This window comes from Exiguobacterium sp. s191 (assembly GCF_018618955.1).
Lineage (GTDB): Bacteria > Bacillota > Bacilli > Exiguobacteriales > Exiguobacteriaceae > Exiguobacterium_A > Exiguobacterium_A abrahamii.
Genome location: NZ_JACSNC010000001.1, coordinates 290,176 through 308,080 on the forward strand (window position 1 = coordinate 290,176; position 17,905 = coordinate 308,080).

The 17,905-nt window shown below is 49.4% G+C and carries 20 protein-coding genes; 13 read left to right on the plus strand and 7 right to left on the minus strand.

What is annotated here, in order from left to right; all coding sequences use genetic code 11:
• Nucleotides 1–7: 7 nt before the first annotated feature.
• The 4 genes from KNQ09_RS01495 to KNQ09_RS01510 form a co-directional block, all read right to left on the minus strand.
• Nucleotides 8–721, minus strand: coding sequence for a ZIP family metal transporter (locus KNQ09_RS01495; protein WP_047390876.1), 714 nt, complete (start codon nucleotides 719–721; stop codon nucleotides 8–10).
• A 228-nt stretch (nucleotides 722–949) separates the two neighbouring features.
• On the minus strand, nucleotides 950–1,714 hold the full coding sequence (fadH, locus tag KNQ09_RS01500; protein ID WP_214857134.1) for a 2,4-dienoyl-CoA reductase: 765 nt from the start codon (nucleotides 1,712–1,714) through the stop codon (nucleotides 950–952).
• Nucleotides 1,715–1,799: 85 nt separating this feature from the next.
• Nucleotides 1,800–2,735 (minus strand): manganese-dependent inorganic pyrophosphatase, encoded by a 936-nt coding sequence (locus KNQ09_RS01505; protein ID WP_214857135.1) that lies wholly within the window; start codon nucleotides 2,733–2,735, stop codon nucleotides 1,800–1,802.
• A gap of 57 nt (nucleotides 2,736–2,792) precedes the next feature.
• Nucleotides 2,793–3,869 (minus strand): N-acetylglucosaminidase, encoded by a 1,077-nt coding sequence (locus KNQ09_RS01510; protein ID WP_214857136.1) that lies wholly within the window; start codon nucleotides 3,867–3,869, stop codon nucleotides 2,793–2,795.
• 76 nt (nucleotides 3,870–3,945) lie between these two features.
• Here KNQ09_RS01510 and KNQ09_RS01515 point away from each other — a divergent pair, with 76 nt between their 5' ends.
• Together KNQ09_RS01515 and KNQ09_RS01520 are read left to right on the plus strand one after the other, a co-directional pair.
• Entirely contained in the window at nucleotides 3,946–4,908 is a 963-nt protein-coding gene (locus KNQ09_RS01515; RefSeq protein ID WP_235147627.1) for an aromatic acid exporter family protein, read from the plus strand.
• A 229-nt stretch (nucleotides 4,909–5,137) separates the two neighbouring features.
• Nucleotides 5,138–6,262, plus strand: coding sequence for a M20/M25/M40 family metallo-hydrolase (locus tag KNQ09_RS01520; protein WP_064300262.1), 1,125 nt, complete (start codon nucleotides 5,138–5,140; stop codon nucleotides 6,260–6,262).
• 62 nt (nucleotides 6,263–6,324) lie between these two features.
• Here the strand turns inward: KNQ09_RS01520 and KNQ09_RS01525 are convergent, their stop codons facing one another.
• Complete coding sequence (locus tag KNQ09_RS01525; RefSeq protein ID WP_023467629.1) at nucleotides 6,325–6,504, minus strand: hypothetical protein; 180 nt, start codon at nucleotides 6,502–6,504, stop codon at nucleotides 6,325–6,327.
• A gap of 108 nt (nucleotides 6,505–6,612) precedes the next feature.
• Here KNQ09_RS01525 and rnz point away from each other — a divergent pair, with 108 nt between their 5' ends.
• From rnz to KNQ09_RS01560, 7 genes are read left to right on the plus strand one after another with little or no spacing between them, the layout of a single operon-like run.
• Nucleotides 6,613–7,518 (plus strand): ribonuclease Z, encoded by a 906-nt coding sequence (gene rnz / locus KNQ09_RS01530; RefSeq protein ID WP_214857137.1) that lies wholly within the window; start codon nucleotides 6,613–6,615, stop codon nucleotides 7,516–7,518.
• Between the two features lie 3 nt (nucleotides 7,519–7,521).
• Nucleotides 7,522–8,418: a hypothetical protein gene (locus KNQ09_RS01535; RefSeq protein ID WP_055966805.1), complete on the plus strand. Its 897-nt coding sequence runs from the start codon at nucleotides 7,522–7,524 to the stop codon at nucleotides 8,416–8,418.
• The gene (locus KNQ09_RS01540; protein ID WP_055966801.1) at nucleotides 8,415–8,819 is read left to right on the plus strand and encodes a DUF4430 domain-containing protein; all 405 of its coding nucleotides are present in this window, start codon (nucleotides 8,415–8,417) and stop codon (nucleotides 8,817–8,819) included. The genes KNQ09_RS01535 and KNQ09_RS01540 overlap by 4 nt, the downstream gene beginning before the upstream one ends.
• Nucleotides 8,812–9,516: a hypothetical protein gene (locus tag KNQ09_RS01545; protein WP_251138068.1), complete on the plus strand. Its 705-nt coding sequence runs from the start codon at nucleotides 8,812–8,814 to the stop codon at nucleotides 9,514–9,516. The genes KNQ09_RS01540 and KNQ09_RS01545 overlap by 8 nt, the downstream gene beginning before the upstream one ends.
• Entirely contained in the window at nucleotides 9,452–10,405 is a 954-nt protein-coding gene (locus KNQ09_RS01550; RefSeq protein WP_251138069.1) for an ATP-binding cassette domain-containing protein, read from the plus strand. The genes KNQ09_RS01545 and KNQ09_RS01550 overlap by 65 nt, the downstream gene beginning before the upstream one ends.
• Nucleotides 10,402–10,965, plus strand: a complete 564-nt coding sequence (locus tag KNQ09_RS01555; RefSeq protein ID WP_214857139.1) for an ECF transporter S component — start codon at nucleotides 10,402–10,404, stop codon at nucleotides 10,963–10,965. Before KNQ09_RS01550 ends, KNQ09_RS01555 begins: the two co-directional genes overlap by 4 nt.
• A 27-nt stretch (nucleotides 10,966–10,992) precedes the next feature.
• Nucleotides 10,993–11,364, plus strand: a complete 372-nt coding sequence (locus tag KNQ09_RS01560; protein ID WP_214857141.1) for a hypothetical protein — start codon at nucleotides 10,993–10,995, stop codon at nucleotides 11,362–11,364.
• A gap of 43 nt (nucleotides 11,365–11,407) precedes the next feature.
• Here the strand turns inward: KNQ09_RS01560 and KNQ09_RS01565 are convergent, their stop codons facing one another.
• Nucleotides 11,408–12,223, minus strand: coding sequence for an SDR family NAD(P)-dependent oxidoreductase (locus KNQ09_RS01565; RefSeq protein ID WP_023467637.1), 816 nt, complete (start codon nucleotides 12,221–12,223; stop codon nucleotides 11,408–11,410).
• 145 nt (nucleotides 12,224–12,368) lie between these two features.
• Here KNQ09_RS01565 and KNQ09_RS01570 point away from each other — a divergent pair, with 145 nt between their 5' ends.
• Nucleotides 12,369–13,829 carry an MDR family MFS transporter gene (locus KNQ09_RS01570; protein WP_058712922.1) on the plus strand — a complete coding sequence of 487 codons (1,461 nt, stop codon included), beginning with the start codon at nucleotides 12,369–12,371 and terminating at the stop codon, nucleotides 13,827–13,829.
• 46 nt (nucleotides 13,830–13,875) lie between these two features.
• Here the strand turns inward: KNQ09_RS01570 and KNQ09_RS01575 are convergent, their stop codons facing one another.
• On the minus strand, nucleotides 13,876–14,772 hold the full coding sequence (locus KNQ09_RS01575; RefSeq protein ID WP_075642037.1) for a DMT family transporter: 897 nt from the start codon (nucleotides 14,770–14,772) through the stop codon (nucleotides 13,876–13,878).
• Nucleotides 14,773–14,807: 35 nt separating this feature from the next.
• Here KNQ09_RS01575 and KNQ09_RS01580 point away from each other — a divergent pair, with 35 nt between their 5' ends.
• The 3 genes from KNQ09_RS01580 (at nucleotide 14,808) to KNQ09_RS01590 (ending at nucleotide 17,877) form a co-directional block, all read left to right on the plus strand.
• Complete coding sequence (locus KNQ09_RS01580; protein WP_353049739.1) at nucleotides 14,808–16,934, plus strand: DNA topoisomerase III; 2,127 nt, start codon at nucleotides 14,808–14,810, stop codon at nucleotides 16,932–16,934.
• Nucleotides 16,934–17,353 (plus strand): hypothetical protein, encoded by a 420-nt coding sequence (locus KNQ09_RS01585; RefSeq protein ID WP_047390976.1) that lies wholly within the window; start codon nucleotides 16,934–16,936, stop codon nucleotides 17,351–17,353. The genes KNQ09_RS01580 and KNQ09_RS01585 overlap by 1 nt, the downstream gene beginning before the upstream one ends.
• A gap of 71 nt (nucleotides 17,354–17,424) precedes the next feature.
• Complete coding sequence (locus tag KNQ09_RS01590; protein WP_214857142.1) at nucleotides 17,425–17,877, plus strand: hypothetical protein; 453 nt, start codon at nucleotides 17,425–17,427, stop codon at nucleotides 17,875–17,877.
• Nucleotides 17,878–17,905 lie beyond the last annotated feature (28 nt).

Genomic DNA, 17,905 nt, shown 5'->3' on the forward strand with positions numbered 1-17,905 from the left:
GTTGGATTTAACTAAGGATAATGGCAGTAATTAACCCAAGTGCTGCGAACAGACCAACGATCGCACCACCTTCCTCATGAGCTTCCGGCATCATCGTCGAAGCGAGCATCGCGATGATTCCACCGCTTGCGAAGCCACCGATCATGGCGAATTGCATGTCCGGGAGTTCTGCTAGAATCGTGTAGCCGGCGAGTGAGGCGAGGGCGGAAATCAACCAGACGACTCCCCACATCAGCAATACTTTGTTCTTCGAAAAGCCATCTTTTCGCAAACCGGTCGTACTCGATAAGCCTTCCGGGATATTACTGACGAAAATCGCCGCGACGAGTGCCGCGCTGACATTTCCCGATAACAGACTGGCACCGATCATGATTGATTCCGGGATCGCATCAAGAATCGTCCCGAAAAAAATCGCTGTTCCCGTGCCTTCGTTCCCACCAGACGAGCGTTTCCGTTTACTCGCGCCGCGTGACGAAACGAATAGGTCAAAGCCCGTAAAGACGAGTGCGCCGACGATGAAGGAGATCGCGACGACGAGCGTCGTTGACTTCTTTAATGCTTCATCGAGTAACTCGAACGTCGCTGCTCCAATCAAGATCCCGGTCCCAAACGACATGATATAACCAATCAGGCGTTGCTTTAAGGGTAAGTACAATCCGAATAGGGCACCGATGACAACTGCACCACCTGCTAGCGCCCCCCAACCGAACGCTTCCCACATACGATCGCCTCCTTCTTGTCCTTTCTACCTGTTCTAGATAATTCATAAACATAGCGAAAAGAAAGAAAAATAGTTCGCGACGCATGCAAGGGGCTGACTTAAAAACAGAATGACGCGTCATTTCACGCCTTTTCCTCAGGCGAGATACGAGATCCTGTAGGAGCGGCGTGAAGCGCGTCATTCTTAACTTTGTGGAGACCGACTTCTTAAGTCATTAAATCTCAATCATTAGAATGGTTGTTTATTTAACCAATGACCACCGTCAAGAGCAATACATTCTCCGTTCAAGTAGCGGGCTTGATCTGACACCATCCATGTTGCAAGTGTTGCGATCTCTTCCGGTGTCCCGAATCGACCGAGCGGGACGTTCCGGCGAATTCGTTCCGCGTGTTCCGGTGACAATGCGAGTTTGTCGGCACCACCTGTCCGTTCGATTGGGCCCGGACTGATCGCGTTGATACGGGCTTGATATTTATAGCCCCATTCGACGGCAAGCGTCCGCGTCAAGTTCAGGACACCGGCTTTCGCAGCGGCGCTCGGAGCTACACCAGCGCCAGCCTGCCACGCATAAGACGCAACGATGTTGACGATTTGTCCGCCAACGACTTGATCTTCCTGCCATCCTTTGACCAGAGCGTGACAGCAGTTGAATGTCCCGTTGAGGACGATATCGATGACCGTCTTCCATCCATTTGGTGATAACTCGTCGGTCGGACAGATGAAGTTCCCGGCAGCATTGTTGATCAATGCTTCGAGACGACCAAACCGTTCGCGTGCTTGATTGACAGCAGCCAGACAAGCGTCAGCATCACGGACATCCATCTGAATCGTCAGATGTTCGCCTTGAATCTGACCCAATGCTTCATCCATGAGTCGCAAGCGTTCCGCGTCGCGTCCTGTAACAACGACGTTCCAGCCGGCTTCCTTTAAGGCGAGCGCCATCGCTTTCCCCATTCCGTTCGTTCCACCCGTCACCATGATCGTTTGTGTCATATTGCTTCCTCCTTTATGTAATGAATGAACAGCCATTCATATTCTTTATTCAAAAAAGAAGGAGCGAACTCCTTCTTTTTCTGACTTATTGTGTTGCAAGAGCCGTATCTGTTAAGACAGGAACGACTTGTTTCTTACGTGAAACGACACCTTCGAGGTAAACAAGGTTGTTCGTCGCTTCAAGACCGTAAGCACGTTCGACGAGATTCGCTTCTTTCCCGAGGACGAGTCCAACAGAGTTGTTCGTCAAGATATCCGTGACGATGAAGACGAACAGATCAAGTCCTTTTGCAAGGATGACTTCGTTGATCGCTGTTTCGAGTTGTTCTTGGCGAAGTAAGACTTCAGCTGTATCGACCGTGTTGACTTGAGCGATTTCGACTTTGAGTGTTCCCATCGTGAATTCTTTTGCATCAAGTGAGATCAATTCAGGAACGGATTTTTTCGAGAGATCAGCTCCAGCTTTGAGCATCTCAAGACCGTAGACGTTCGCATCGACACCAGCGATTTCTGCGAGTTCACGTGCTGCGATGATATCTTGCTCCGTGCAAGTCGGCGATTTGAACAGGAGCGAGTCGGAAATGATCGCTGATAACATCAACCCAGCGATTTCTGGTTTGATGGCAACACCATGCTCTTTGTAGAGCTTGTTCAGGATCGTTGCTGTACAGCCGACCGGTTCTGCCCGGTAGTAAACAGGATCCGATGTCTCAAAGTTTGCGATCCGGTGATGGTCGATGACTTCCGTTACCGTAACAGTGTCGATATCGTTCGCACTTTGTTGACGTTCGTTGTGGTCGACTAAAATGACGTGTGACGCTTCTGTCGCGACTTCTGTCACTAAACGTGGTGCTGTCACTTTGAACGTATCGAGTGCGAATAACGTTTCATCATTCATTTCACCGAGGCGGATGGCTTCGGCATTGACACCGAGTGCTTTCTTTAATTCTGCATAAGCGATTGCCGATGTGATTGTATCGGTATCAGGATTTTTGTGACCAAATACTAAAACTTTTTCCATGACGTGTTCACTCCTCAATGATTGTTGTCTCGCCCTATAGTGTATCATATCTCGGATTTAGAAAGCGTTCATTTTCACCATGATACCAGCGATTTTTTCACTCCAGAAGGGGTCTGACGCGTAAAAGACGTTCATGCCTTTTTGTTTGTTTCCAAGGTACGCCCCACGGAAATAACGTCCATCCCGATCGAGATAATCCTTTGCGATGAATCGACCGGTTTGCTCGATTGAGTCCGTCAAGGATTTATAGACGGTCGCATCCTCTCCCGGCGCGGAATCGGTCGCATTGACGCCGAACAAGTTATTTTTCTCGCGGGCAATCTCAGACCGTCCATAATCGGATTCGTGAATCGCATGTGCAAGCAGATAGGCCGCGTTGACACGGTATTTCTTTTCAACGGACTTAAAGACTTTCCCTTTACCGATCAAGGGGCTGTCCGGTGCTTGCTCCTTGATGAACGCATCGAGTTGTTTGGCACTGAGACGCGTCGGTTTCGTCAAATCACGCGTTAATGTCTTCGATTCGACATATTTGCTCGTCCGAGGAGTCGTTTTCGTCGCTTCGCCGGCAACGATCAGTCCACCAAGTCCGCTGTCCGCGACGATGTAGTGAAGGAGTCGATCGCCCTTCGTCTGATAATACGATGCATTCGAGACACGTTCTGCCGGGAACGGACGTAAGCGGTCCGTTGGGACATGCCCCGTCACGCCGGCGATGCTGACACGACTCGTCTGTTCACCGAACTCAAGCAACTGGACACGTGTGCCGGAAGCGACGTAAGTGAGCCGTTTCTTTAACTCAGGGTCACGATGAATCGATAGAATACCACGATCGTCGACGATCCCAGTACCTGGTCCACCGAGGTAGACGTAGCGGTTGTCCGATGAACGTTTCACCGCTCCGCGCTGTCCCGCGTACTCCTTCGCTTCGGTGAACGTCTGGAACTCTTGTTCCATGATTTTGCCTTTTTCATAGCGCTCAGCTGAATAAGGCGCTGGTGGGGTTAAGACGGTCTTCGGTTCCTCGCGGAGCCAAAAGAACAAGAGAACTCCGATGAGGAAGAAAAAAAGCAATCCTTTTATCGAACCGGTCCGGCGCACGGGGCGACCGGGGCGGATAGTGCGTGTCGTCAAAGTAAATCACGTCCTTTAAAAAGCAATGGACATTCGTGTCCAACGTAGGTAGTCTAACAAAGAAAAACAAAAGGGGGTGAACCTGTTGCAAATCGGTTATCGCACGCTGAAGACAGCGGTCGCTGCTGCGCTCGCGATGTGGATCGCAGAACAGCTCAAGCTCGATTATTACGTCTTCGCTGCCATCATCGCCATCTTGAGCATCCAGTCGACACGAAAGAAGACGTTTCGGTCTTCTTACGAACGCATCATGGCATCATTACTTGCCATCGTGCTCGGATTCATTCTATTCGAGGTCATCGGCTATCGTCCGGTGACGTTATTGATCTATTTCATTTTATTCCTTCCATCCGTTCAACGCCTCCGACTTCAGGACGGTTTCATCACGAGTGTCGTCATTCTGACACATTTGTATACGGAACGTCAGCTCAACGCGCACATCTTATTGAACGAATCCTTATTGCTTGGCATTGGTGTTGGTGTCGGATTACTTGTCAACATGTACATGCCAAGTCTCGATTTATTGATTGACGACCGACGAGAAAAGATTGATCAACGGATCGCCGCCTTATTTTTTGAAGTCGCGGCTGCGATTGAAACAGGGCGGGTCAATCATCATGCGTTGACGCTTGACGAGACAGAACGTCTGTTACGTGAAGGGAAAGATGCCGCCTTAAAACGAATGGGAAACGCGATCGGTCGTCGGAACGATGATGAAGATTATGCCTACTTCCGGATGCGCGAACAACAATTCGAGTTACTGCGCGGTATCGTCCATCATGCCGAGGAACTCGTCCTCGTCGTCGAAGAAGGAAAAAAAGTCGCCGACTTCTTTCGGACGATTGGTGACAATGTCCGACCTGAAGCCGACGCAATGGTGTACATTTCAGAACTAGAGGCATTATTGACACGTTTTCGTGCCTCTGCCTTACCCGTCACGCGGGAAGAGTTCGAGGTCCGCTCTGCCTTACTGCACATGCTACAAGAAGCGGAGCAGTATTTACGTTTAAAACAACGTTACGTCAATCAAAAGAAATAAAACATCGTCGAGGCGAACGTACCGATCAGGAAGATTGCTAAGATCCCGATCGTCGTCCATTTGATGATACGTTGTTGTTTCGATGGTTTTGCCATATCCACTACTCCTCTCTTACATCAACTGATTAATGCCATTGTACAAACAACCTTTCAGAAGTGCAAATGACGATGGAGATGGTATACTGAAAAAGCGCTAATGGATTGAAACATAATAAGAGGAGGGTTTTGTCATGGTCAATGAACAACGTGTATTAGATACGTTTTTAGAACTTGTCCAGATCGATTCGGAATCAAAAGAGGAGGCACGGATTTGTGCTCACCTGAAAAAAACGTTCGAGGATCTCGGATGTGAGGTGTTCGAGGATGACGCTTCGTCTAAGACGGAACATAAAGGAAACAATTTAATCGTCACACTTCCGGCAACAAAAGACGGCGTCGATAAAATTTATTTCACTTCCCATATGGATACGGTATTCCCGGGGCAAGGCATTAAACCAATCATCGAGGACGGTTACGTCAAGACGGACGGCACAACGATTCTTGGGGCAGATGATAAAACAGGTCTCGCATCTCTGATCGAACTCGTGCATGTATTGAATGAAACGAAACAACCTCACGGGAAAATTCAGTTCGTCATCACAGTCGGTGAAGAATCTGGGCTCGTCGGTGCGATGGTGCTTGATCCATCAAAAATCGATGCCGATTATGGTTTTGCACTTGATTCAGATGGAAAAGTCGGAGACATCATCACGGCTGCTCCAACGCAAGCAAAAGTCAATGCGAAGATTTTCGGGAAAACAGCGCATGCTGGTGTCGCACCGGAAAAAGGTGTCTCGGCGATTACGATTGCGTCGAAAGCGATCGCGAAGATGCCGCTCGGTCGGATTGATGAAGAGACGACAGCGAACATCGGACGGTTTAGCGGTGGCGGTCCATCAACGAACATCGTTTGTGATTATGTCGAAATCTTCGCGGAAGCACGGTCACTCGTCGCTCCGAAGATGGAAGCACAGACAGAGAAGATGAAAGCGGCGTTTGAAGAAGCGGCAGCAGAGCTTGGTGGTCGTGCTGAAGTTGAAGTCAAAGTCATGTACCCAGGCTTCAAGTTCGAGGATGGAGATCAAGTCGTCGAAGTCGCGAAAGCAGCGATCACACAACTCGGACGCACGCCACGCCTCTTACATTCTGGTGGTGGATCAGATGCCAACGTCATTGCTGGTTTTGGTATCCCAACGGTCAACTTGGCTGTCGGATATGAAGATATCCACACGACGAATGAGAAGATGCCGATCGAAGAACTCGTCAAAACAGCGGAACTTTGCGTGACGCTAGTCGATTACATCACGAACAAATAAGCTGATGAAACACAAAAAAGAGTGTACCGCAACATTGCGGTACACTCTTTATCATTGTACGATTAAACTACTTGAGGACGATCAACATATTCCATAGACTCTAGAACGAGTTCTTCTGTACATAATAAGGTCGAAGCGATTTCATCGATTTGAATCGACTTTCCGTATTTTTGCCGATAACTCTCGTTCAGTTTGCGGGCTTCCCGGACGATGCGGGCATAGGTCCGTTCAATCTTAGTCATGGAAAAAACCACCTTCCAAATCTGAATAGGTACAGTTTACCATGCTTCAACAGAAGAAAGGTGTATTTTGTGTATAAAAAATGCTAATTTTACGAAAAGGGGAAAAAGATGGAATTTTATTTTTTAGGGACAGGAGCCGGTATGCCGTCGAAACAACGAAACGTCACATCGATTGCCTTGTTACACCCCAAAATGACCTGGTTGTTCGATTGTGGAGAGGCGACACAACATCAAATCTTACACAGCCCGATCAAACCACGGAAAGTCAACGCGATCTTCATCACCCATTTACACGGGGATCATATCTTTGGGTTACCAGGATTCATTAGTACAAGAGCAGCGCTGGAAGGCACGACACCGCTAACGATCTATGGACCGACCGGGATCAAAGAATGGATGGACGCGACATTACGCATCACAGGAACATATCTACGCTATCCACTCCGGATCGTTGAAGTCGAAGACGGTCAAACCTATGACCAGGATGGATTCCGCGTGACGGCGCGGTCGCTTGAACATCGCTTCCCGGCGTTCGGGTACCGACTCGAAGGACCAGAAGAGCGGGGGGCTTTGCGTGTGGATGCACTGAAGGCACTTGGGGTGCCATCGGGTCCGCTCTATCGCCGAATCACACTGGAAGAAACCTTTGAATTCGAAGGAACAGTCTATACGTCGTCCGACTTTTTAGAGTCACCAAAACCGGGTGTTAAGCTAGCAGTTCTTGGCGATACGATGCCGTGCGCAGCCTCGGTCGAACTGGCGCGAGACGTTGATGTATTAGTCCATGAAGCAACGTTTGCCGATCGAGAAGTCGAACATGCGGGACGCTTCGGTCACTCGACCGCTCGACAGGCAGCTATCATTGCAGAAACGGCACGAGCGAAAAAGCTTCTATTGACGCACGTTTCCGCTCGTTATGTCGATCAAGAGGAAGTACTGGAACAAGAGGCACGAGAAGTATTCACGAACAGTCATCTCATGTTTGATCACCGGATCGTCCCGGTCAAAGGATAGACGATGGACTTTCTCATTTTATGGGCACTCTTTTTACTGGCTGCTAGCGGATTAGGTTTTTTACTCGAACGTCGGACGGAAAAAGAAAAATACTTGTACATGAAGTTCATTTTTTATGCGTGTCTCGGGGCCGTGTCGTTTCCAGTCTATGATATTCAGTTACCGCTCGGCATCATCATTTTCCTGATCGTCCTGCACCCGAAAAAGAACTCGCGTTATAAAAGATACATGGCACTCTTTGGGTTCTTATTCTTCCTGTTGCAACTCTTTCTCGGTCCGTTTGATGCGGGAGTGTTGCGGGAAGAAACACAACAGATTGGTCGCGTGACGATCACGGATGACTCATTCGACAATTTCCTTTCTCAAATCGAACGGCGTGTCGGTGAAGAGGGACTGCGGATGGAACAAAGTCGGTTGATGTTCGATCGGGGCGGGAATCTCCGGAACGCCTCGTTTGAGATGCTCGTCGAAACACCGAAACGCTTCATTCGTTACGATGTCAGTTACCAGGAGCTGACAGGAACGATTTCCTATCGACCACGTGAAGAGTTGGCGACAAAATCGTTGACATCATATTACCAGAAACTGATTGATGCGAATCAATCGTTTGAGACGTTGCGAAAGCTTTCGATTCATGAAATCTTACATGATTCCAAAACCCCTTATGTCGAGATGGATCTCGATGGGCTCTACGAAACGTTTAGTCTGCAGGATGCAACGGTCTTCTTGATTGATGACGAAGGGAAATTGATTCCGTACGTCAATACAGGGGACGATGTCTTAGCGAATGCGGTCCGTCTGACGTATTACCGTTCTGACGGTCAATCCTTACGAAATAAAACCATTCTGTTATACAATTACAGCTTTGAGACATCAAGGCGAAAAGGAGTCGTACGATGAAAAAATGGCTATTTGCTGCAAGTATCGTGTTACTTGCCGGTTGCGCGGAAGCAAAAGAGGAACAACAAACAGCGTCTTGTGAGGCGGAAGTCAAGGTATCGGTCGTGGATCACGTCAAGGATAAGACGTTATTTAATAAAGACGTATGCTTGAACGAAAAAGATACGGCACTGGATGCACTTGAAGATACGACGCTCGATGTCGTCAAAACAGGCAAAGGTGAGATGGCATATGTCACGGCAGTCGATGGGATTCGAGAGAAATCAGCTGGAACAGGTAGTGGCTGGGTCTTCGGAGTCAACGGCAAACCGGGCGAAGTCGGTGCTGGAAGTTATGAACTGAAAAAAGGAGATCGTCTCGAATGGCGATTTGAAAAAGATGCAATGGCTTATTTTGAGTAAACCAGAACGGGAGCGACTTCACCCAGTGAACGTCGCTCTCTTTTTCATCGGGATGATTACGATCCCGTTCGTCCTCACACATGATCAATCAGTGATCGTCGTCTATCATCTGCTCTTGTTTTTATTCGTTCAAGAACGGACTGTGTTTCGCTATTTAGTCCTCCCGGCTCTTTATGCCGTCATGATGTGTGTCCCGCTTCTTTATGGTGCAAGCATCGACACAGTAGCGATTTATGAAACGACGGTCCAAGTGACGCTATTCATCACGTCGAGTCAATGGATTTTTACGTTGGTTCGACTCGAGCAGATGGGACCGTTGTTTCGTTTCTTACCTCGACTGACACGATTGACGGGTATGGTGCTGGCACTGATTCCGTCATTCTTACGCACTTGGCCCGAAGTCAAGATGAGTCATCCGAATGCGTCGCTTGCTGTTCGACTGGAGCGGATGGCCGCCTATCATATCGTACCGATCGAAGCGGTGCCGTCTCGCTTAAGACCGATCACGCGACGTGATGTTCAGACAGGCTTATTGCTTGCGGTAGGACTGGCTCTTTGTCTGACACCATGGGCAATCATTTCGGCGATGATTTTGCCCGTAGCACTATTATTTACAAAAGGGGGAATCCGGGATGCCTATCATGTATACCGACACCGATCGCGAAGAGCGACTACGTCAACAGGCGGGCGAACATGAACAACCGGTCTTGACACCGGAGCGGTTGCTTCATGGACGTGTCCGAGATCTTCTGGCGACGGGTTCCTTGTTTCGGGCAGGAGAACTCGCGACCTTGCTTGGGCTAGAAGCTTTTTTTGAAGCGGAGTCCAGTGAGCTCTCTTCCGGAGAACAACAGCTCGTCGGTCTCGGTCATGCGTTGTCTTCGTCACCAAAGACCCTGTTCTTGTCGGAACCGTTTCTCTTTCTTGATCATGTCAGGCGAAAGCGATTAATGAGATTGCTTGAAGAAATCGAACGACGGTTTGGTTGTCAGATCCATTGCTCGATGACGATACAATCCGACTTGGCGATCACGAGTCGCGCCACTGAACTGACAGGTCGTATCCTGAATCGGATCGAAAACGTCCAACACCGTTATCCGTTACAGACACGCTATGCACTCGTGACAGAAAAATTGTCGTTTCATCAAGGTGAACGCATTGCGATCATTGGTGCAAATGGTAGTGGGAAATCGACGTTACTCCGGCTCGCGCTCGGTGTCGAGCGACCGCTATACGGAAAAGTCCGGCGGTCGGGGGAGACACATTATGTACCAGCGCATCCGATGCTTGCGCCATTAGACGATCGAAGCGGTAGTTTTACGACGCAAAAAAAGCGTCTCTTGGACGGTATCGATTGGAGTAAAGACAGCTATTACTTTGATGAACCGACGGCTGGACTTGATGACAGCGCACGAATGGCTTTCGTCGCATCGTGGCAGCAGAATCCGACGAATCTGATCGTCATGGCGACGCATGATCCAGTTCTCATTCGGGCAGCACAGCGGATCATTTATCTCGTGCACGGAGAAGTTGCTTTCGATGGACCGACGAAGGACTTTTTACAAGAAAGTCGGTTGTTCGTATGATCGTCGCAACGGTTCTGATCGTCTATCTGTTTTTAGTCATGTTCGAGAGACTTCAGATGACGGATCAACGATTACGGTTCATCGCCATCATCACGGCAGCGGCAATCGTCGGACGATTGTTGTTCTCTAGTTTGCCGAACGTCCAGCCGGCAACGGCACTCGTCTTATTATTAGCCGTATTCATCCATCCGATCGTCGGAGCCATTTCTGGGATGCTTGTCGTCGTGTTAACGAGCTTATTTCTCGGAAGCGGTCCGTTCGTCCTCTTTCAAGCGCTGGCGTATGCAACGATTGCCAGTTTAGGATTTGTTCCGTTTCTTCGTTACCGGATCGTATTGGCTGGATATGGATTTCTAGCTGGTTTCTTATACGGATGGGTGAGCAATCTCGGGTTCTTGGTATTGACCGGATTCTCGTGGCAAGCTTTTTTGACACTGCTTGTAGCCGGGGGAACGTTTGATATGCTTCACGGATTCAGTAACGCGATTTTCATTTGGATATTGTTTCCGACTTTTTTACGAATTATGCATTCATTCGATGAAAAGAGGGGTACAGAATAGTAACATACCGAACAGGAGGGAAGGCATATGCTGGGATCGTCGATTTCGCTTGCTTATGTCGTCATGTTGCTCATCGTCTCGAGTGTCGGCTTAGTGTTTGGCAGTATTCTGTTGATGAAAGGTACGATTAGAGGACGTTATGCTGCTTGTTACTTACTTGCTGCCGCCATCTTCCCAAGCGCCATGCTCATTACCTCATCAGAAGGATTACTTTGGCAACATTTACGATTCGAGAGTTCATGGTTCCTCGCGATTGTCTCCTGGTTACTCGTCTTATCGACGGGCTACATCGTCTCGATTACGGGTGCGCTCGTCATTCGTTATCTGTATCGCTATACGACGACCTTTGATCGCATCAAACGTTATGCGACGCGGCGTTTTCGTCATCACGAGGCATAAATACAAAAACGGAAGAACCAGCTATCTGGTCCTTCCGTTTTTTTCATGAATTCGCGTACAGGAGTTCTTCTTCTGTCGAGGATTCTTGTTGGCGAGCAGGGTCTTGAATGCGACCGGTCACTTCTGTCAGGAGACGGCGTGGCAAGAGACGAGATAAGGAAACCATGGCGCGGTTGCTTGCACCTGGAACAACGACGCGGCGTCCTTTGAGCATGCCACGGTACCCGGCGAAGGCAACGAGGTGTGACGGCATACTCTTAAACGGTAGCGTGATGTTCGCCCGGTCGAAGAAGTTCGTATCGGTCGGTCCCGGGCAGAGACAAGTCACACTGACACCCGAGCCGTCTACTTCTGTCGCAAGTGCTTCCGAGAACGACAGGACATAGGCTTTCGTTGCGTAGTAGACACTCATGTAAGGCCCTGGCATGAAGGCAGCGACCGACGCGACATTCAGGATGCGTCCGAAGCCACGTTCAACCATTCCTGGTAAGAGACGTTTCGTCAAATCCGTCAAGGCGACGACGTTGACCTGGATCGAGTTAATGTCTTCTGTTGGATCGATTTCCGCAAAGCGTCCTGACGTGGCGAAGCCGGCGTTATTGAACAATAGATCGACTGTCAATTCTTGTTCCTCTAAGTATTGCACGAGACGATCAACGCTGTCGCTTAGTGATAAATCAGCAGCGAATACATAGACTTTGATCTGATAGCGTTTTTCAAGGACCTGTTGAAGCTCCTTCAATTTTTTCTCATTGCGGGCAACGAGTACACAATCGAAGCCATCTCGCGCCGCGAGAACAGCGAGATCGAGTCCGATTCCACCCGATGCACCGGTAATCAGTGCCGTTTTTCGTAACATAGGACATTCCTCCATTCGAAATCGTGAATCTGAGTCTAGTGTATACCATTCCATACCGTTCCCGCGAATCCTGTTTCGTAAGCATTTACTTTTCTTATCACTGGTCCAACCAGTATGATAGAACAGTAGAGGGGAAGTGGAACAGATGAGGAAAAAAGTAACCGTCGCCTTGTTGCTCGCGACGTTTTTAGCCGCGATCGAGGGGACGATCGTTGCAACAGCAACACCTGTCATGGCGAGTGAATTGAACGGGGCGAAATTAGTCAGTTGGATCTTTGCCGGGTTCTTGTTGTTCATGGCGGTATCAACACCGATTTACGGCAAGATGGCAGATTTATATGGTCGAAAACGAGTTCTGTTATTCGGAATCGGCGTCTTCACCGTCGCTTCATTAGCCTGTGGACTTGCTCAATCGATGGAGATGTTGATCGTCTTCCGCGCCGTCCAAGGAATCGGGGCAGGAGCCGTATTGCCGATCGCGATGACGATCATCGGTGATTTGTATACATATGAGGAACGGGGGAAAATCCAAGGAGTGCTCAGCGCTGTCTGGGGGATCTCGGGTGTCGCTGGACCACTCGTCGGTGGATTCCTCGTCGAATCGCTTTCGTGGCGGTATATTTTCTTACTAAACGTACCGTTTGCGTTATTGTCTTTCTTCATGATCGTCGTTTACTACAAAGAGACGGTCCGTGAAACGGAGCGGAAAATCGATTACCGGGGCGCGTTATTGTTTGCGCTCGGGATGAGTGCATTTCTATACGGTTTATTGTCGGGGAGTGAGTCGGAGACGTTCTTGCGTCCGATCATTCTAGCGAGCTTTTTTATTAGTTTCGTGTTGTTGTTCACGTTCTATCGGGTCGAGAAAAAGGCGAGCGATCCACTCTTACCACCAGCAGTCATTCGCCATCCGGTCATTCTCGTGATCAACTTAGCGGTCTTCTTTTCCGCCTGGGTGCTCGTCTCGATGTCAGCGTATATTCCGATTTTTGCCCAAGGGGTACTCGGGAAGAGTCCGACCGAGGCCGGTTTCATGTTGATGCCGCTGTCGCTTTTTTGGACGCTGACCGCCATCATCGGTGGACGGACGATTGGTGTCGCCTCGCCCCGGTACCGGACGATGACAGGAATGGGATTGCTGATCGTCGGTACTGTGATTTTATCGTTAATCACGCGCGAATCAAGTGATGTCTTCATCTATCTTGCTGTTTCGCTGATTGGAATTGGTTTTGGTCTCTCACAGCCTGTCTTTATGGTCGTCTTGCAGACTTCCGTCGATTGGTCACTTCGTGGCTCAGCGACGGCCGTCAACTCGTTCTTGAGTACGACGGGACAGACGCTCGGTGTTGCGATCTTCGGTACGATCTTCAACCTATCCATCCTTCGTTCGTTTTCAGCGTCGGACACGCTCTCAGGGTACGCGATTGATCCATTTTTCCAATCGAGTACGGCAAAAACGTTCGGACAGGATGTGCAGTATGCGGCAGAAATCGCGTTATCACATGGATTACGTTACGTCTTCATCGGTGGCGTCCTTTGTGCGATTCTCGCGTTCGCGATGACATGGCGTTTACCGAAAGTTCGACCTGATGATCCACGATCGTAATGAAAAAGCGAACCAGGATGATGATCATCCTGGTTCGCTTTTGTCATTAAGAAGATTGACTAGTGGCACTCTCACGCTGGGCGAGTTGTTCGCGAATATCGCGTTCGTTGCGTCGGAGGAACAATCCGATTCCGATCAATAGTAAAGCGGCACCGGTGATTTGAATCCATGTCAACTTCTCATCAAACAGATAGTATCCGAAGATCATCCCCCAAACCGCTTCACCAAGAATCGTGATACTGACGATGCTGGCGCTGACACGAGCGAGCGCCCAGTTGAATAAATTGTGACCGAGTAACGTCGGGAAGACGGCAAGAAGAATATACAGCCACCAATCCTGTTGGAACGCAGCGACGAGATTCGTCGATTGAATCAACGATAACAAAAGCAAGACGAGCGACGCGACAGCGTAGACACCGAACGAATAGAGGTTCGTCGAGACGCTCGTGCGAACATGTTGACCGAGCAACCAGTAACCAGCGACTAAAATCGTTGCGAGCAAGGCAAGACCGTCCCCGATCAAGGCGCGCATGCCGACAGCGATATCTCCATAAGCGACGAGACCGCCACCAAATAAGGCGACAGCGACGAACAGGAGTGCTTTGCGCGACGGGTGTTGTTTGAAGAATAACGCGTTACCGGCCAGGACAAAAATCGGACTCGCGGTCACGAAGAGCGTCGAGCTCGCAACTGTCGTATAATCAAGAGAGAGGAACCACAGCCAAAAATGCCCGGCGAGCAAAACGCCACTTAATAGCATATGCCGGATCGTTGACGAACTGAGTTGCAACAGTTCCTTCAATCGAATGAGTGGGAGCAACAACAAGGTCGAAAACAACATGCGGTAAAAGGCGACAGCCTCGATCGGTGTCTCCGCCCACTTGACGAAGATTGCCGATGTTGAAATAAAGAATAAAGCCATGAATAACGTAAAATAGGGCATGGGTACCTCCACATGTCTGAAGTAAGGAAATGAGGGTGAAGCGTGTGCAATTGATCATTGCTGAAAAACCAAAACAAGCGGAAAAACTGGCAGCTCCGTATCCGTCCGTGAAGCGGGACGGATACATTGAAATCAAACCATGTGACCGGTTTCCGCAAGGAGCAAAACTCGCCTATGCGGTCGGACACTTATGTGAACTGCAGGAGCCGGCGCATTATGACGCCAAATGGAAACGATGGAACTACGATCATCTGCCGATCATCCCGGAACGATTTGATTACCGACTGGCAAAAGGCAAGAGTAAACCATACCAGGTCATCAAGAAATTATTGAATGAGCGGACGACGACTTCCATCATTATAGCATCGGATGCCGAGCGAGAGGGAGAGGCAATCGTCCGATTGATCTTACGTCTCGCGAACAACGCGAAACCACTGCAACGACTCTGGATTTCGAGTCTGACGCCTCAAGCGGTTGATCATGGGTTTGCGAACCTGCTCGATGGCAAGGAAACGGAGAATATTTTTCATGAGGCGATGAGTCGCGCTTGCGCCGATTGGTTGATTGGGATGAATGCGTCACGTGCGTATACGACGTTACTGAAGAAGAAGGGCATCGCCGACGTCTTCTCCCTCGGACGGGTCCAGACACCGACGCTTGCACTGATCGTCGAACGGGAAAAACAGATCGAGAACTTCCGACCGGAGACGTACTACGAAGTTGAGGCGGATTTTACGCGATACAAAGGAAAATACATCAATGCGAAGAAACAGACGAAGCTGAGTGACCGGGACCAGGCACAAGCGATCGTGGATCGGACGAAAGGAACTGGAGTCGTCGCATCAATCGAGAAAAAACGTCAGACGGAACGACCACCGTTTTGGTTCAGTTTGTCACTCTTACAAACAGAAGCGAGCCGACGGTTTGGTCTCGGTGCAAAAGAGACGCTCGATATCGCGCAAAAACTCTATATCCGTGGTTGGATCAGTTATCCACGAACGGACTCTTCCTTCGTGACGAAAGAGGAGGCAGGACAGTTCCCGGTCATTCTTGATCGGTTACTGAAGCAAGCGGAATATAGTCCAATCAAGGATGTCCTGACGAACAATCCGGTTAACGATAAGCGCTACGTCAATCCGGCAAAGGTCAGCGATCACTATGCGATCATTCCAACAGAAGAAGCGGGTGCCGTCGCGAAGCTCTCCGGACGAGATGCGCAAGTCTACGACTTAATCGTTCGCCGTTTTCTTGCTGCCTTTGCACCGGACGCTGTCTCGGAGAAGACGGAAATCGTGACGACGCGTGAGATGGACCGTTTTTTGACGCGCGGCAGTCGGACGATTGACCCGGGCTTTAAACAGGTCTTACAAATCGAGTCAAAGGAAGTCGAATTACCAGCCGTCGAACAAGGACAAGAGATGCCGATCAAAGGCTGTCGACTGCTCGAGAAACAAACGGAGCCGCCGAAACGCTATACGGAAGGGACGCTCATCCTCGGTATGAAAACAGCTGGTAAGTTGCTTGAAGACGATCTGCAAGCGATCATGAAGGAAGTCGAGGGACTCGGGACGGAAGCAACTCGTGCCGGGATCATCGACGGACTAAAACGGCGGGAATACATCAAACTCGTCAAAAAAGAGATTCATCCGACGCCAAAAGGTCGGATTTTGATCGATGCCGTGACGGGGAGTATTCTTGCTTCGCCAGAGATGACAGCGAAGTGGGAGAGCCGTCTCGAGCAAATCGGAAAAGGGGAAGCGTCGGCTGCCCAGTTCATTGAACAGGCGAAAAAATTGTCGGAGCATCTCGTCGTCGATGCCAAACAACGAATTGAACAACTCGCCGTTGATCCGACACAAGTCAAAAGCAAGTCCCCGCGGGGTGCAACGAATCGTCCGGTCGGTCCGTGCCCGCTGTGTCAATCAGCAGTGCTTGATCGTGGGAAGTTCTATGGCTGCAGTGGCTATCAAAAGAACAACTGTGGCTTTACGTTACCGAAAACGATCCTTGGTGCCCGACTGACGCAAACGGAAGTCAAAAAAGTACTAGCGGGTCAAAAAACAAAGCCACTCGAGATGAAAAAGAATGCGCGCCAGTTTAAGGCGATGCTCTATCTCGAACGCGATCAATTAAAATTCGAATTCACGAAAGGGGAAGACTGATGCAATACGAACTGATTCAAAATCAATCATTTCGTCCTGTCTTTGAACGACTGTTACAGGAAGGGCGCCGCTTGACGGTCTGGTTTCCGGATCATATCGAGGTACAGTCGGCAGAAGGACTGGTCGAAGAAGCAGAAGAACTGTTTGGTGTGACTGCGGAAGTGATCGATGATCCACAATCATTCGGAAAACACATCCTACTTCCGTACTTGACGGAAGTCGAGCACCGGGAAGATGGATTCATCCGCTACGAAGCTGAGCTGACGGAAGAATTACGCCAACTCGTACGCGAATTGACGTTACCAATGTTGACGGAAGGCGACTTCGAAGTGTTGTATTCATATCAAATCGAGACGGAGACGGAACGCTTCTTCGTTGAAGACTGGTTCCAAGCTGACTTACAAAAACTACCTAACTAGGTGAAACTTTCTTGAAGAGGATGACGTAGGATAAGTGATCGTCATCATTCTATTCATTTGGAGGGTTCACTATGTTCACAGTAGCATTCATGGAAGGCGAACTGGGAGGCGACGGCTTCTTCTCGGGCATGCCGATTTTCATGGTCGGATTTTTTGTTCTCATCATCGGTTTCATTCTGTTTGGAGTTATCTCTGCGGCCTCAAAGGGAATTTCGACGAATTCATTGACGCAACAACTGCGCGAGCATGCGGCGCGTCTCGTCAGTCCGGATGAATCGGATGCACTGAATTACGTCGCTTACTTAGAAACGTTGACAAGTTTTCCGGTGGAAAAGACGAATCTCGAACCGTTTCGGATTGCGACCGGCATCTTAAGGCTCGTCCAAGGAACAGATCAAATTTCCGAAACGACGAAAAAACAAGTCGTCGCCCAGTACTTACGGCTCGGTATTTTGGATGCGGATCATTTAGCGGACGAACAGCCGGTCCGGAGTCATAGCCATAGCCATCACCATCATCATTAAAAAAGGGTCCTGAGGGGCTCTTTTTTTT